The sequence below is a fragment of the Loktanella salsilacus genome (assembly GCF_024206795.1).
Classification (GTDB): Bacteria; Pseudomonadota; Alphaproteobacteria; order Rhodobacterales; family Rhodobacteraceae; genus Loktanella; species Loktanella salsilacus.
Genome location: NZ_CP072995.1, coordinates 457,501 through 472,406, shown reverse-complemented (window position 1 = coordinate 472,406; position 14,906 = coordinate 457,501). Strand labels below are relative to the sequence as shown.

Below are 14,906 nucleotides of genomic sequence, written 5' to 3'. Positions count from 1 at the left end.
TCCGTTTTCAGAACCTTAACCCCGCAAAACCAATAGATTTTTACACCAAGCGTATGCGTAGCGATGGTTAACGTAAGGGTCAACCACGTCAGGCAACCCCAGCGAAACTCGGCTGCTTACGCCCTCTTTCCAGCAGTATTGCGCCGTCGCTGGTCAATTCCTCTGGCAAAGCAATGGGGCACGTAAAGTAGAAAGTCGTGCGCACATCAGGCTCGCTGTCGAACCCAATGGTGCCCCCCATCCGTTCCACAATCTGACGAGATATATTAAGCCCCAGTCCAGTGCCACCCTTCTGCCGGGTGTCCGAACTGTCCGCTTGCGAAAACGCGCCAAAGATTCGGTCACGAAACGCGTCAGGTACGCCGGGTCCGCGATCGGTGACATCGAACCGCACCATATCGTCCACCACCGAAATCTGCACCGCGATTGCCGTCTTTGGCGGTGCAAACTTACAGGCGTTCGACAGCAGGTTGCTCAGCACCTGCGCAATGCGGTTTTCATCCGCCAAGACGTGTGCCCCGCCGGACATGTCGATCAACCTGAACGTCAGCGCACTTTTCAGCAGCAAGGGCCGGTTGCTTTCCAATGCGACAGACACCAGATCGGTCGCCCCAATGCTATCGAGGTTAAAGTCCATCTTCCCGGCCGAGATTTTCTCGAGGTCCAGAATGTCGTTCACCAGGTTAATCAGCCGGTCCGTGTTCACCGTGGCGATTTCCAGCAGCCGCGTGATCGGGCCGCTTGTCGCCTCGATCTTCTTCGTCCCCATCAACCCCAGTGCACCTTTGATCGACGTCAGCGGCGTGCGCAGTTCGTGGCTGATCGTGGCGATAAATTCGCTCTTGATCCGCGCGGCACGTTTTTCGGTGGTGATGTCGTTGATCTGAACGATGTAAATTTCCATGGCCTGCGCCGGGTCAAACGCCCAAGACACCTTCACCAGCCCCCAACGCTCTTCGCCGTCGGCGCAGCAAATCAGATGCTCGCCCCGATAGGTTTCATGGGTATCCCCCCGCAAAGCGGTGATCTCCTCCATGAAACTGTCACGCTCGGTGGCCGCCAACATCAGGCTTAGATGCCCGCCGGTCAGTTTGTCTTCGGGATAGCCCGTGATCGCACTTAACGCGCCATTTGCCCGCAACATCGTGCCGTGACCATTCGTGATCGCCGTCCCGACCGGGGCGCGTTCGATCACAAGGTCCAGCAACTCTTCACCGTGCTTGATCGCCGTCTCTGCCGCGCGCAGCGCCGTGATATCCGTCTGCGCCCCGACAAGCCGCATGGCGGTGCCGTCAGCGTCCCGTTCCACCACAACCGCGTCAGACCGCAGCCAGCGGTACGACCCATCCGCCATCCGCACCCGGAATTCCGACACCGATCGCGGCGTATTCCCCAGAATCGCATCGCGGTCCGCTGCCTGAAGCACGGGCAGATCGTCAGGATGCACCCGCGAAAAGAAATGCGCCTGCGTGTCGATATCGCTATCCAGCGGGATATCCATCAACCGCCGCCATGTCTCGGACACGACCGACTTGTTCTTGCGCAAATCGACGTCAAACACGCCAATCTCTGCACCTTGCAGCGCCAGGTTCCAACGCTCTTCGGTATCGGTCAGCGCTTGCAGCGACGTCGCCTCTTTGGTGATATCGCGCAGCAGGACGGACTGCACCCGCATCCCATTACTGCGCCGCCACACCTTTGTCTGCATTTCCAGCTTGCAGACTTTCCCGTCGCGCATCGCATGCGCCGCGCAGGGCATGCCAGTTCCGTCGCAGGGCTCGTCCTCTATCACCAGCTCTGACAAAACGCGGCCCATCAGCTTTGCCTTCTCGATCCCCAAAATCGCACAACTCGCCGCATTGGCAGACCGCACGATGCCGTCGCTGTCCAACTGCATGACCCCAAAGACAGAGTTTTCGATCACAGCGCGGTTCTGCTGGGCCCGGTCCGACAGCGCCCGCGTTTTGCGTTCCACCAGCGCATTGATGTCGTTTTCCCGGTTCGTCAGCATGCGCAAATAACGCCAGACCAAAAAGCTCATGCTAAGCCCGGACAGCAGCACGATCAGCGGCAAATAGCTGGCATGTGCCTCTTTGAACGCGGCTGTCCCGCTCCAGCTGACTGTCCACGTCCGCCCGTAAACATCAATCGTCTGGGTGCGGGTGAAGGGTGAATTGGCCGCAGGTTGACCGGCGCTAAAGATCGCGTTGCCCGCATCCTCCACCGTCACGGCGAAGGACCCGTTGCCGCTCGCGAACAGATCGTTCAATCCTTGATCCATCGTGAAGGGCGCATAGACCCAGCCGACATGCGACGCGATCCGCTCGGCCTTGGTGGCCGGGATCGGGCTATGGTCATAGATCGGTCGCAGCAGCAAAGCGCCAACCTTGCTATCTCTGCCTTGCACCAGATTGATAGGTGCCGTCACCTGCGGCAAGCCGCTATCACGCGACGTGATCGCCGCGATGCGGCGGTTGGCTTCGAAACTGATATCCAGCCCCCGCGCGGCGGCGTTGAGGGGCAGCGGTTCAATAAACCGAATAATCATCTTGTTTGTGCGTCCGGTGTTCGGATGCACAACCAGCTCTGGCTCTCCTCCTGCGCGAACATCGCTCATCAGGTCCAGCAGCTCTGGCCCGTCCGTGGGTTGCACAAAGCCGAGCCCCAAGACGCCGGGCAGAGTCTTTTCAATATCCAGCGCTTCGACATAGACCGCCCAGTCCTGCGCCGAGACAAAATCAGACGCCTCATAAAAAGCGGCCAGCGAGTTTAAACTCAGTAGATAGCTGTCCATGCGCATGGTCAGCGCATCCCGGCTGTCATTCACGATGGCCGAAAAGGTCTGCTCGCCACGCCGCTGCGCGATCTGCTTTGCATAAAAGGCCAACATAAGTGTCATAACGACACAAATCAGCGCGATCAGCACATGAATGCGAAAAGTGGATTTACCCGACATGTCTCAAACTACTCAAATTTTGCCCTTCTGTGGGGCTTAGGCGGACCTTAGCGCACGGGCGACAAAACGCGACTGCGCAAGGTCGGTTTCGTCTATAGTTGTGACATTTCTCGTGAGGGTTGTATCTTTAGTGCATCTTTGCAGGATCTGCTGTACACTTATAAATTGTAAAATGCCCTTATTAATTTCTTAACGTCGCCCCAATCGAGCCACAATGTCCCGGGCATATGGGAGGAATAGAAAATCTTGCGCGACCAGATGTAACGCGCTTGGCAGAAAGGCCGGACCCATGAGAATCCTAGCAGTAGATGACGATCCTTTCATCCTAGAACTGTTGAAAGAGATCATCGGTCATATCGGTGACCATACACTCGAAACAGCCGAATCCGGACCAGAGGCGTTGGCCATGATGCGCGAAGCGAACCGCTTTGACTGCGTCTTGCTCGACTTCCAGATGCCTGTGATGAACGGTGTCGAGGTGTGCCGCGCGTTGCGCACCCTTGATGGCTATGACCAGACACCTGTCGTCATGCTGACGGCTATGTCGGAAAAGCGGTATATCGACGCCGCCTTCCTTGCGGGCGCGACCGACTACATCAACAAGCCGTTCGAAATCTCTGACTTGCGCGTGCGCCTTGGCGTCATCGGCTCGCTTGTGGATGCACGCCGCGACAACGGTATGACCTTTTCGGCAACGCCGTCCGGCCACCGGACCAGCACCGACAACGCGCCATTGGCGCTTCACAAGCCGTTCGAGATCCGCGACATTGATGGCGTGGTCGATGTTGTCGCGCTTGAAAACTATGTCTCGAAATTGTCCCGCTCGCGCCTGTTTGGTTCTAGCGTCTTTGCCATCTCGATCCGCCGGATCGAGCAACTGTTCATGCAAGTCACGCCTTTCGACTTTCAATGCATGATCGTTGATGTTGCCGAGGCGCTGTCCGATACGCTGGGCGAACGCAACTTTATCGCCGCCTACGCCGGCAGCGGGTCCTTCGTTTGCGTCGTTGAGGGTGCGAAAATCTATAACTATCCCGAATTTACCGACAGCCTGAACTTGGCCATCCAGCGTTTGGAAATGCACAGCAGCGACGGTACGCGGTTGCGGCTGCGTGTCAGCACGGGTCAGGCGAGCCGTATCATGTGGCAATCGGGTACAACCGCGCTTGATTTGCTGTCTCATGCGGTCAACAGCGCAGAGCAGGAAGCTGTTCGCGCCGAGAAGCAGTTGGACGATTTTTGGTATGCAGGGGCGACTGCCTGATGGAAGCCAACGCCTTTGACGCGGGCATGTCCCGCCTGAAAAAGCGTTTCGTGCAAACGCATTACGAAAGGCATGACCGCCTTGAAGACCTTGCCGTGACGCTGCAACAGACCAACCCGCCCGCCAGCGCCGCGCAAGAGGTAGAGAGTATTCTGCACAAGATCGCAGGCACCGCGGGCTCTGTCGGGTTCAAGGAACTTGGCGAGGCCGCCCAGCAGGTCGAGGTGTTTATCCGCGACCATGCCGCGTCCAATCAAGCTGCGATCGTGAAGGTGCTGGATGCGTTCCTTGATGTCTCGCTCGAGTTTTGTGATCCGATAGAGAAGTTGATGCCGCAAAGCGCGGGTGACGGCTTTTCCGCGATGGCTGGCACGACCCACTGATCTGATACGCGTCGAAAGCGGCCTTTGGCAAAGGGGCCGCGATCACGCCGGAACAGCCCTGACCTGTACCAGCTTAACGCTGGGATCACGGAAAATAGCGGCCGCTGTCAGGCGATGCACCAGATGTTGCTGCACATAATCGGCGACAAAACCCGACTTTGCCCCCAAAACCAAAATCCCATCCTGTAGATCCACCTGGACCAATTGCGCAAACCAAGCCGTATAGGTCGCGGGATGATCCATCAAAAGCTGCTCTGCCACCGCAGACCACAGGCTGCCATCACGCAGCGGCGCGGGTGCAGGGCGAAGTTGGACGACATTGCTTTGCGGCGTCTCGCCAGCCGCCTGTGCCGGCGCATCCATGCGCGCGACAAAATCTGGACCGATGTCAGCCCAGAACGATTTGGTCGCGATCAGCACCTGCGCCAGATCGATCCGGTGTTCGGCCACCCTGCCCCGCGCGGCAGGCCGGGACACCGTCACCCAGCCCAGCGTACGCATCGCAGACATTTCCCGTTTCGCGGTCCGTTCGGTCACGCCCCACATCCGCGCAATTTCACGCTGACCGACGCAAAACGTGCCGCTGCGCCAATTGTAGCGGGTCGTGATCAACAGGCTTAGACGCAACGCCAGACGCGCTTCTACGCTGCTCCCTTGAGCTGCGAGAACAAGAAGCGCAGATAGCACATCATATTTGACGGCACCCGCGTGCTGCCCTGCTGGTTTCCTGATCTGCATGTGCGTCCCCTGCCTTTGCACTGCGGCCTGCTTGATGGGATGCGATGGTGTTCCTGCGTTTGTCGCAAGAATCATTTTTGAACGCTATTCCCGACCTCTCGGCAATTAGCGTTGGAAAGTGGGTGGCTGTCAACGATTCATCTGCCAGCCTGCTGTCTTCCCATCTTCAAAAATTAAAAGAAGGGTTTGAATTGGTATAGGGGGGCGCCCTGTATGTCACCCCAATACGAGGATATGTCCCCTCAAGCGGCAGTAGGACCCGGCGTCATGTCCCCCCATATGCAGTGGAAAGCCCTGCAAATGGGCCAGCGGGCAACCAGGGCGTGATTCGGGGCTTGGGCCCCTGCCCGCTTGGCTGCGCGCTGCAAAACCTTATCCGCGGATAAGGTGCGTAATTCATCATCTATGATATCGACAAAGAACGCAAATTCAGCGTAAATCACAAACAATGGAATTTTAGCGTCCGAGGGATTATGCTGACTCACACCGATCTAAAAGAGATCCACACCCGATCGCTTAAGATGCAAAGCTGGATTCGCCAGCAGACCTTCTCTCCGGAGAGCACGAAGACGCTGCGGCGGTTTTCGTCATGGGAGGTGTCAGAGCTGATCTTGGGCATGAATCAGTCGACGTTCCGCGGCCGGATGGCGGCGGACCCGACGCTGCCAGATGGCCTGGTCGAACCTGACGGGCGCCAGCGGTGGTTCACCTTGGACGAGGTGAACACGATGCGCCGCAAGCTGAAGGTGAAGGGCAAGTCGCTGATGCCGCCGCGCCCCGCTGGCCGCGCGTTCCGCACCGCGATTGCGAACTTCAAAGGCGGCGCAGGCAAGTCGACAGTCGCGTTGCACTTTGCCCATGCCGCCGCGTTGGATGGTTACCGCGTGCTGTGCGTCGACTTTGACCCGCAGGCGACGCTGTCCCACTCCATGGGCCTGACCGATGTGAGTGAAGAGCAAACTGTCTGGGGCATCATGGCGCGCGATCTGGTGCGCCAGACAGAAGCCGCGAACGCAGCGCCCAAAGCTGCGGCAAGCGGCACCGCCCTGCCCCGCCGCGCAATTCCGTCAAGCATCACCGACATGGGTTTGCAGGATTTGCGGATCGCAGACTTTATCCAGCCGACGAACTGGCCGACGATCGACATCATCCCCAGCTGCGCCAACGCAGCCTTTGTCGAATTTGCGTCCGCCCAGTATCGCCACCTGAATCCAGAGTGGTCGTTCTTTGCTGCCGTGTCGCGGTATCTGGATCAGCTGCCGGACGATCAGTGGGACCTTATCATTTTCGACTGCCCGCCAGCGATTGGCTATCAGTCGATGAATGCGGTCTTTGCTGCCGACATGCTCTATATTCCGTCCGGTCCCGGATATTGGGAATATGACAGCACCACGTCTTTCATCGGTCAGCTGTCGGAGGCGCTAGAGGATTTGGCGCATGGTTTCGGGCAAACCTTATCCGCGGATAAGGTTTCGCTGCCAAAGGAATTTGTTGACGTTCGGTTTCTATTGACCCGTTTCGAGCCTGGTAATGACCTGCACCGTGCGATGTATGATGCGTTTGGTAAGGTATTTGGCGAAAGGTTGGCCTTGCATCCGGTCGAGATGACGCGCGCCGTTGAACAGTCTGGCCGCTTCCTCGCCTCGGTATACGAGATGGATTACCGCGATATGACCCGCGAAACTTGGCGCCGTGCGCGTGGCAGTTTCGATCAGGCCTATACGGAATTCCGGACAACGATGCTGGCCGCTTGGCCGCAGATCAATGACTGAAACCTTATCCGCGGATAAGGTTTGCCCCGCCATCCGAAAGGAGACACGACATGAGCCGTAAGAAACGCATCTTTGATATAGAGCTGCCAGACGATCCTGCGCCGCGCGTGGATGCTCCTATAGAGACGCCTTTGCCGAACGTGCAGCGCCGCGGTCCCATGGCCAGCGCGATTGCCGAAAACGCAGAAGCGCTGCAAGCCCGCGCATCCGCCGTCGCGGCGATCCGCGATGAAAACGACGCGCTGGCGCATGAATTTGTTGCGCTGCGCGAGGCGGGTCATGTGGTGGTCTTGGTGCCATTGGAAGATGTGCACACGCATCTGCTGGTCCGCGACCGTATGCCCGGGGAAGATATCGAGCTGGCGGATTTGATCACCTCGATCAAAGAGCTGGGATTGTCGAACCCGATCCGTGTGGCCGAACGCGGCGACGGGACGGGGTATGAGCTGGTGCAGGGCTTCCGGCGTTGGTCGGCGTACCGTGCATTGCAGGACGAAGGCGAGGGAGATTGGAGTAAAATCCCGGCGCTGGTGCTGCCCGCAAGTTCGGACGTATCGGGTCTATATCGGCGCATGGTGGACGAAAACGTGATCCGCAAGGATCTGTCCTTTGCCGAGATGGCGCAGGCGGCGATGAACTATGCGGGCGATCCGGGGACAGACGCGAACGATCTGAAGACGGCTGTGGGTCGGTTGTTTCAGTCCTCGCCATATTCCAAGCGTAGCTACATCCGGTCCTTTGCGCGGGTGTTAGATGCCTTGGGATCTGTGTTGCATTACCCCACTGAAATCCCGCGCGTGCTGGGGGTGAAGCTGGCGCAGGAAATCGACTCTGAGCCGGGGATTATTGGCCGTATTAAGGATGAGCTTCACGACTGGGATAACCGGTCGATCGTGGACGAGTTGGGTGTGCTCCGCCGGTATGTCGGCCTTGATCAATACGAACTGCCGGACCCAGAGTCTGCGCCTGCCAAGAAGGCGCGCAGCGTGGCGGCTGACGCGGCGAAGACCAAGACGACCTTTGATCTGCGCACGCGGCAGGGGCGGGTGAAATGCACGGCTGCGGTCGGCCGGTTAGAGATCAAAGTTGACCGCGATTTTTCGACGATGGACCGGGCGCGGCTAGAGCGGGCGATTGCGGCGTTGATCGACGGGTTGGACTGAAAACCTTATCCGCGGATAAGGTTTGTCCGGCGTAGGGTGTAGCAATCGGTGCCCAATGGCGGCCTATAGGTTGCTCGCCATGGACAAATTCGGTGATGGGCGGCGCAGTGAATCACTGCGCCGCCCTTTGCTTTTCGTAACTATAACAATGCGTTAGGTGTATTTTTGCAAATACAGCTTAAAAGTGTAAAGTTTTCGTTAATTTGCTGACGTCCATACTTTCGCCTGATTTGGCGTATATATTTATCGGGAGTGGCACCCCTTTGTGCCGTGCCCCGTGGCCCATTTTTGCAAATGCCGTCCGAACCTGAACCGGAGCTATGATGCTTACCCTTGCACAGACCGTCGCCCTTGAAAGGGCAAATCGGCCAGCACGCCAAAGCGCGTGGCGGGGATTGGTGTGCGGCAAGGATGTCGGACACGGAGGATGGTTATGATCAACCTTTTGATCCGGCTGAACCGCGTTAATCGAGAGCGGTTCTTGCTGCGCAATCTGCAGGACTATTCCCGCGCCGTCAAAACGCTGACCTGGCAGCGGCAGTCCATCTTTTTAGGCGTCTCGATCCTGACCGGATCGTTCTTTTCCCCGTCACTGGCGATGGTGTTCTTTGTCATCAGCATGCTGTGCGAGCTGGTCGATTTGTCGCTTGCGCGCCGCGTCGAGCGGCTGCAGGCCGGGGACGAGGCGGGAACCTCAAAGGCCTACGTCGGGTATTTGATAAATACGATCGTCAGCACGCTGACCATCTGCACCTATACGGTTTGGGTTGCGGGACAATCGAGCGGTGAGGGGCTGTTTACCTCTTTGTTCTTTTTGTTCTCTGGCGCGCTTTATGCCGCGATGAACAACCATCAGATCGCAAGCATTTTGGCGACCCGGCTGGCGCTGTATGGCGTGGCGTTTTTTGTCATGACGCTGCGGGATATCATCCTGTATCGGCCGGATATGACTTCGGCGTCTTGGTTGCAGTTCTTTACGGTCATCTTCGTGATGTACTTTGTCGTCGACTGCTCGCGCATCTTTTTGCGGATGTACCGCCAAGATTTGAAGCGTCTGCAAGATCTGAAGGTCGAACATGAGCGGGCGAAAGAGGCATTAGTGCTGAAAACGCAGTTTGTCGCCGTGGTCAGCCACGAGTTACGCACGCCGCTGACGTCGATCAAAGGATCGCTTGATCTGGTCAACTCTGGCAAGTTCGGTGAACTGCCGCCGCGCGTGGCGCATCTGCTTGGTATGGCGAGTAAAAATAGCGAACGTTTGGCAGAACTGGTAAATGATTTGCTGGACCTGCAAAAGCTGGAAGAGGGCGAGCTGAAGTTCGATCGCGAAGTGATCGACGTCGGTGCGTTTCTTGTTGATGCGATCAACTGGCACCAAGGTTTGGCCGAGCGGTATGACGTCAGTCTGCAGCTGGACGAGCAGGGGTTAATGCCGGCTTTTGTGAATAGCGATCAGTCGCGGTTGATGCAGGTGCTGGGCAATATCATTTCCAACGCAGCCAAGTTTTCGCCCGCCTTGGGCGAGGTCGATGTCGGCATGAGCGTGAAGGACGGGCGCGTGCGGATCACGGTGCGCGACCACGGTGTCGGTATTCCGGACGGGGCGAAAGAGCAGGTCTTTGCGCGGTTCATTCAGCTTGATTCATCCGACCAGCGCCAGTTTGGCGGCACCGGACTGGGCTTGAATATTTCGCGTGAAATCATCGAAGCGCTTGGCGGGATCATTGATTACGATTCAACGCTAGGGGCGGGGACAACGTTTTACGTCGAACTGCCGACCGTGCCGGGGGCCGATCCAAAAGGGCTGGCGGCGCAGGTTGGGCAGGGCAAGGACGCGACTGTGCTGCGGAACGTGGCCATCTAAAGCTGCTTTCATGCTCCGGGCGATGCCCGGTGCGGAGTTGCATAAAATTTCGCCGGAATGCTCCGTTAGGTTGTTTTGCAACTTAACGGTGTTATTCGTGCTTGAAGTAGTGGTTTTTCAACTTCAAATCTGGAATTGTCGTGGTTAACGCGATTCGGCACTGTGTTTTGTTTCACCCATTTCTATCTTGTTTCCCTGATGCCGATCCGTCATCGCGTTGTTTCGTTCAGCATTCTTCGGCTTAAGTCGTTAGAATATCACAACAAAGGTGAAATTTTTGATTGACTTCGTTACAGGTGTTTCGGCGCTAGCCTATTTCATGATGATTGCAGCGGCGACGAAGCAGCATTTCAATTCGGATAAATACCCATGGGGTATGCACCTTATTTCTATTCTATCGCTGATTGGTGTGTCGTTCTTCATGTACACGGCCTTTGTGTTGACCCTAAGTCATCCAGTGGTTGTACTGTTGCTGATCGCCGCGGCCTTTGTGCTGTTTCTTTGGGCGGCGCGGCATAGCAGCCAAAGGCAGTTGGGGCTGGCGTTCGCTGAGGATTTCAAGACCAGCGGCATCATCACAACCGGACCTTGGCGTTTTGTGCGGCACCCGTTCTATGTGTCTTATGTGACGTTCTGGTTCGCCTGCGCCCTTGGCACGCTGCATGTTGTTTCGATCATCGTGTTCGGGGCTTTGCTGTTCATCTACGTCTATTCTGCCCTGCGCGAAGAGGCGTGGCTGAGCGGCGGTGATCATGGGACGACCTATTTAACCTATCAGCGCAGCACGGGGTTCTTCTTGCCAACGCGCGTGCTGAGGAAGGTATCTTGAGCGCCAAGACCTTCGATATCGGGCGAGCGGAAAATCAGGATGATCTGAACGCAATCGGAGCGTTCAGATACCGCTGTTACCTGTCGGAGGGGATGATTGCGCCGCATGACGGGGCGTGTTTTCTAGATGAATACGACGATTTGGCGACTAGCCAAGTGTTCCGGGTGCGGTCGCAGGATTCGATTGTCGGGACCATCCGGCTGCATGTTTTGACGAAGGAACACCCCAAGTCGGCGACGATGTCGGCGTTTTCGGACATCTTGATGCCGAAAATTGATGCCGGCATGACAATGATCGACGGTGCGCGCTTTGCGGTAGAGCCGGGGCTGGGCGCATTGCGGCTGTCGATCGCGCGCCAGACGCTACGGCTTTATGCGACGGTGGGCAAAGAGCATGCGGTGAATTACGGCGTGGCGGCTGTGGCGGACGACCGGGTGGAGTTTTATCGGCGGCTGTATGGCTTTGACCAGTTGAGCGATCCGCGCCGCTATGGTGGGTTGAACAAGAAGCTGGTTCTGATGGGCGTCGATCTGTAAGCCGCAGCCAATTGTGTCGCGGTAGGGGAGGGGGCCTGATGAAAGAGAACCAAGAGCTTCGGATCGATTTTGTCGAAGGGTCCGTTGCGCATCGTTTGCGATTTGGCGGCGGGCGCGGGCAGCCGCTGGCCAAGGCGATGGGCCTGACGGATGGGCGCACGCCGACGATGGTTGATGCGACCGCGGGGCTGGGGCGCGATGCGTTTTTGCTGGCGTCGCTGGGCGCGCAGGTCACGCTGATCGAGCGGTCGGAAAAGATGCATGCGTTGTTGGCGGACGGTTTGGCGCGGGCTGCGGCGGAAGGCGGCGGGTTGGCCGAGATTATCGGGCGGATGACGCTGCGACTGGGCGATGCCAAGGATTTGCTGCCGCAGCTAGAGGCGGATTCGGTACTGGTTGATCCGATGCATCCGGAGCGCAAGAAGTCGGCGCTGGTCAAGTTAGAGCTGCGGCAAGTGCGCGACATCGTCGGCGAGGACGATAATGCATTGGAGTTGATGCAGGTCGCACTGGAGCATGCGCGCAAGCGGGTGGTTTTGAAGTGGCCAGTGAAGGCGGATTCGATTCCCGGTTTACGGCCGTTTTCGCATCAGATTTTGGGCAAAACCACGCGGTATGACGTGTTTATGAACGGCTAGCCGCGTAGGTCGCCAAAAACATGGCGACCGCGCTTTGGGCTGTTGCGGCGATCACCTCTGCCGTCGGGGGCGTGGCGGCTTTGGCGAACAGGCGGCGGCGCCAGTGGCCGGCGGCGGAAAGCTCTACGAACTGGTAGGCGGCGAGCGGCAGGTCTGGGATGACCAGCGTGCCGCGCGCGACCTCTTGTTCAAGCACGGCCAGCAAGACGGCGTGGCCTTTGGCTGCGCCGGATTCGTAAAAGCGGGTGCCGATGTCGGGGCGGCGTTCGGCGATGGCGATCACGATGCGTTGCGCCGCGATGACATCATCCGAGCAGAGCGCAGTCGCAAGTGTGCGGGCAAAAGCGGCAAGGCGATCGGCCAGCGGGGCAGGGCCCTGCAGGCTGGACTGCAAGTTTTCAAACATGGCTTCGCGGCGCTCTTCGACCAGCGCTTCGAATAGGTCTTCTTTGCTAGCGAAGTAGACGTAAAGCGTGCTTTTTGACACGCCAGCAGCGGTGCAGATGTCAGAAACGCTGGCCGCATCGAACCCCATTTGCATGAAAACCTGCGCGGCACCGAGGATGATGGCAGCGCGTTTATCGGGGTCTGCCCCTGCGGCGTGGCGCGGGGTGCGGGGGCGTCTGGGCTTTGGTGCGGGTTTATCTGTCATGCTGTGCATATAATCGAACCGAACGGTTTCATAAAGTCTTGAAGATCGGATTTCGCTACGCTATTTGCCAAATCGAACCCAGCAGTTCGATCTGATTCTGTATCCCTCTGCTTTTTCCCATTGCACGTCATACAGGAGTGTCCCCATGGCGCGTCACGACCGAGCGATTTCCCCGTTGAGCGAAGCACCGACCGATATGGCCGAGGTTGCGCCGCCTAAATCTAAGCGCAAGCGGGTGATTTTCGGGTTGGTGGCGCTGGCGATCATCGCGGCGATTGTTGATTTCGGGCATGGATATTGGACGACGGGCCGGTTCATGGTCGAGACGGACGACGCTTATGTCACCGCTGATGTGACGTTGATTTCCAGCCGTCTGCAGGGCTATGTCGCCGAGGTGCCGTTTGGCGAAAATGCGACCGTGCAAGCGGGCGACGTTTTGGTGCGGCTGGATGATGGCGATTATACGATTGCGCTGGAAGTGGCTGAGGGGCGCGTTGCCTCTGCCGGTGAGACGTTGAACCGGATTGATGCGCAGATCTTGGCGGCGCAGGCGGGTGTTGCGGCGGCGCAGGCGCAGCATGATATGGCGATCGCGCAGCAACGCGCGGCGCAAAGCAATGCGACGCGAGTGCAGAGCCTTGCCAGCAATAATGTCGCGGCGCAGGCGCAGTTGGATACGGCGACCGAAACGCTGGCGACCGCGACGGCGACGGTGGCCAGCGCGGATGCGGCGATTGCCAGCGCGAATGCGCAGGTTGGCGTGCTGAAAGCGCAACGCGCCGAGGCGGTTGGCACCCAGCACGAGCTGGAACTGGCGGTTGATCAGGCGCAGCGCAATCTGGACCTGACGGTTTTGCGCGCGCCGGCGACGGGCACGCTGGGCAATATGACGCTAGAGGTCGGCGATCTGGTGACGGCCGGCGCGCGTCTGGCCGCGCTGGTGCCGCTGGAAAGCCTGTATATCAAAGCGAATTTCAAAGAAACGCAGATGGCGGGGATCGCGGTTGGTGCAACTGTGGGCATCACGATTGATGCGCTGCCGGATGCGACGTTCGAGGGCACGGTTGAATCCATCGCGCCTGCGACGGGATCGGTGTTTTCGCTGCTGCCTGCAGATAACGCGACGGGTAACTTTACCAAGGTTGTGCAGCGGGTGCCGGTGCGGATCGCGATTCCGCAAGAGGCACTGGACGCGGGCGGCTTGCGTGCGGGTTTGTCGGTGAAGGTCGAAGTCGATAGCCGCACCGGCGGCGTGCCGGATGCGCATGAAGCGCCGGTTGTCGCGGCTGCGGGCGAGTAAGGATCATGTCTGCAACATCGCCTGCCATGCAAGGCACGGCGCCGGCGGCCGCGGCTGCCGACGATAATGCCCTGACACCCCGGCGCGTTCTGGCCTTTATGGTTATGGTGTTCGGGATGTTCATGGCGATTTTGGATATCCAGATCGTCTCTGCGTCGCTGCCTGATATTCAGGCGGGCCTTGGGGCCAGCGCGGACGAGATTTCTTGGGTGCAGACGTCGTACCTGATCGCGGAGGTCATCATGATTCCGCTGTCGGGCTTTCTGGCGCGGATGATGTCGACGCGGGTTTTGTTTACCATCGCGGCGGCGGGGTTCACGGCCAGCAGTCTGATGTGCGCCACATCCAGCAGCATTGGCGAAATGATCCTGTGGCGCGGTCTGCAAGGGTTCCTGGGCGGCGGCATGATTCCGGCGGTCTTTGCCGCGGCGTTCACGATCTTTCCGCCATCAAAGCGGTCGACGGTGTCGCCGATCATTGGATTGATCGCAACGCTTGCACCGACGGTTGGCCCGACGGTCGGTGGATTCCTGTCAGCGACGTTTTCGTGGCATTGGCTGTTTTTGGTCAACGTCATCCCCGGCATCGGTGTTGCCATTGGCGCGTGGATGCTGATCGACTTTGATAAGCCCAACTGGAAGCTGCTGAACAAGTTCGACTGGTGGGGCTTGCTCGCGCTGGCCGGTTTCCTTGGCGGGATGGAGTTTGTGCTGGAAGAGGGGCCTGCGAATGATTGGTTCGACGATCACGCAGTTGCGGCGCTGGCGATCATCATGGTCGTGGGCGGGATTGTCACCTTTTGGCGCGCGTT

General features: G+C 58.3%; 13 protein-coding genes (1 of these 13 running past the window's edge). 10 read left to right on the top strand and 3 right to left on the bottom strand.

Annotated elements, in window-relative coordinates:
- Positions 1-88: 88 nt before the first annotated feature.
- On the bottom strand, positions 89-2,956 hold the full coding sequence (locus KBW81_RS18545) for a CHASE domain-containing protein (protein ID WP_254249234.1): 2,868 nt from the start codon (positions 2,954-2,956) through the stop codon (positions 89-91).
- Positions 2,957-3,245: 289 nt separating this feature from the next.
- Here KBW81_RS18545 and KBW81_RS18540 point away from each other — a divergent pair, with 289 nt between their 5' ends.
- Both KBW81_RS18540 and KBW81_RS18535 read left to right on the top strand, forming a co-directional pair.
- A complete protein-coding gene (locus KBW81_RS18540) occupies positions 3,246-4,220 on the top strand; it encodes a response regulator (RefSeq protein WP_090190072.1) in 975 nt (324 codons plus the stop codon).
- Complete coding sequence (locus tag KBW81_RS18535) at positions 4,220-4,603, top strand: Hpt domain-containing protein (RefSeq protein WP_254249233.1); 384 nt, start codon at positions 4,220-4,222, stop codon at positions 4,601-4,603. The genes KBW81_RS18540 and KBW81_RS18535 overlap by 1 nt, the downstream gene beginning before the upstream one ends.
- Before the next feature lie 42 nt (positions 4,604-4,645).
- On the opposite strand, the gene KBW81_RS18530 is transcribed toward KBW81_RS18535, so the two are convergent.
- On the bottom strand, positions 4,646-5,341 hold the full coding sequence (locus tag KBW81_RS18530; RefSeq protein ID WP_254249232.1) for a DnaA N-terminal domain-containing protein: 696 nt from the start codon (positions 5,339-5,341) through the stop codon (positions 4,646-4,648).
- Between the two features lie 473 nt (positions 5,342-5,814).
- Here KBW81_RS18530 and KBW81_RS18525 point away from each other — a divergent pair, with 473 nt between their 5' ends.
- From KBW81_RS18525 to KBW81_RS18500, 6 genes are all read left to right on the top strand, one after another.
- Entirely contained in the window at positions 5,815-7,113 is a 1,299-nt protein-coding gene (locus KBW81_RS18525; RefSeq protein ID WP_254249231.1) for an AAA family ATPase, read from the top strand.
- A 50-nt stretch (positions 7,114-7,163) separates the two neighbouring features.
- Entirely contained in the window at positions 7,164-8,276 is a 1,113-nt protein-coding gene (locus tag KBW81_RS18520; RefSeq protein WP_254249230.1) for a ParB/RepB/Spo0J family partition protein, read from the top strand.
- 433 nt (positions 8,277-8,709) lie between these two features.
- A complete protein-coding gene (locus tag KBW81_RS18515; RefSeq protein WP_254249229.1) occupies positions 8,710-10,140 on the top strand; it encodes a sensor histidine kinase in 1,431 nt (476 codons plus the stop codon).
- 277 nt (positions 10,141-10,417) lie between these two features.
- Positions 10,418-10,969, top strand: a complete 552-nt coding sequence (locus KBW81_RS18510) for a methyltransferase family protein (protein ID WP_254249228.1) — start codon at positions 10,418-10,420, stop codon at positions 10,967-10,969.
- Complete coding sequence (locus tag KBW81_RS18505; RefSeq protein WP_090190086.1) at positions 10,966-11,505, top strand: N-acyl amino acid synthase FeeM domain-containing protein; 540 nt, start codon at positions 10,966-10,968, stop codon at positions 11,503-11,505. The genes KBW81_RS18510 and KBW81_RS18505 overlap by 4 nt, the downstream gene beginning before the upstream one ends.
- Positions 11,506-11,543: 38 nt before the next feature.
- A complete protein-coding gene (locus KBW81_RS18500) occupies positions 11,544-12,143 on the top strand; it encodes a class I SAM-dependent methyltransferase (RefSeq protein WP_254249227.1) in 600 nt (199 codons plus the stop codon).
- On the opposite strand, the gene KBW81_RS18495 is transcribed toward KBW81_RS18500, so the two are convergent.
- Positions 12,130-12,795, bottom strand: a complete 666-nt coding sequence (locus tag KBW81_RS18495) for a TetR/AcrR family transcriptional regulator (RefSeq protein ID WP_254249226.1) — start codon at positions 12,793-12,795, stop codon at positions 12,130-12,132. The genes KBW81_RS18500 and KBW81_RS18495 overlap by 14 nt on opposite strands.
- 145 nt (positions 12,796-12,940) lie before the next feature.
- Between KBW81_RS18495 and KBW81_RS18490 the strand changes: the two genes are divergently transcribed.
- Both KBW81_RS18490 and KBW81_RS18485 read left to right on the top strand, forming a co-directional pair.
- Positions 12,941-14,095 (top strand): HlyD family secretion protein, encoded by a 1,155-nt coding sequence (locus tag KBW81_RS18490; RefSeq protein ID WP_254249225.1) that lies wholly within the window; start codon positions 12,941-12,943, stop codon positions 14,093-14,095.
- Between the two features lie 5 nt (positions 14,096-14,100).
- Positions 14,101-14,906, top strand: the 5' portion of a protein-coding gene (locus tag KBW81_RS18485; RefSeq protein WP_217646863.1) for a DHA2 family efflux MFS transporter permease subunit. 787 nt of this gene lie beyond the right edge of the window; 806 of the gene's 1,593 nt are visible here — the first part of the coding sequence; the start codon lies at positions 14,101-14,103; the stop codon falls past the right edge of the window.

Coding starts and splice junctions, on each gene's coding strand:
- KBW81_RS18545 (WP_254249234.1), bottom strand. CDS start 2,956: ATGTCGGGTAAATCCACTTTTCGCATTCATGTGCTGATCGCGCTGATT.
- KBW81_RS18540 (WP_090190072.1), top strand. CDS start 3,246: ATGAGAATCCTAGCAGTAGATGACGATCCTTTCATCCTAGAACTGTTG.
- KBW81_RS18535 (WP_254249233.1), top strand. CDS start 4,220: ATGGAAGCCAACGCCTTTGACGCGGGCATGTCCCGCCTGAAAAAGCGT.
- KBW81_RS18530 (WP_254249232.1), bottom strand. CDS start 5,341: ATGCAGATCAGGAAACCAGCAGGGCAGCACGCGGGTGCCGTCAAATAT.
- KBW81_RS18525 (WP_254249231.1), top strand. CDS start 5,815: ATGCTGACTCACACCGATCTAAAAGAGATCCACACCCGATCGCTTAAG.
- KBW81_RS18520 (WP_254249230.1), top strand. CDS start 7,164: ATGAGCCGTAAGAAACGCATCTTTGATATAGAGCTGCCAGACGATCCT.
- KBW81_RS18515 (WP_254249229.1), top strand. CDS start 8,710: ATGATCAACCTTTTGATCCGGCTGAACCGCGTTAATCGAGAGCGGTTC.
- KBW81_RS18500 (WP_254249227.1), top strand. CDS start 11,544: ATGAAAGAGAACCAAGAGCTTCGGATCGATTTTGTCGAAGGGTCCGTT.
- KBW81_RS18495 (WP_254249226.1), bottom strand. CDS start 12,795: ATGACAGATAAACCCGCACCAAAGCCCAGACGCCCCCGCACCCCGCGC.
- KBW81_RS18490 (WP_254249225.1), top strand. CDS start 12,941: ATGGCGCGTCACGACCGAGCGATTTCCCCGTTGAGCGAAGCACCGACC.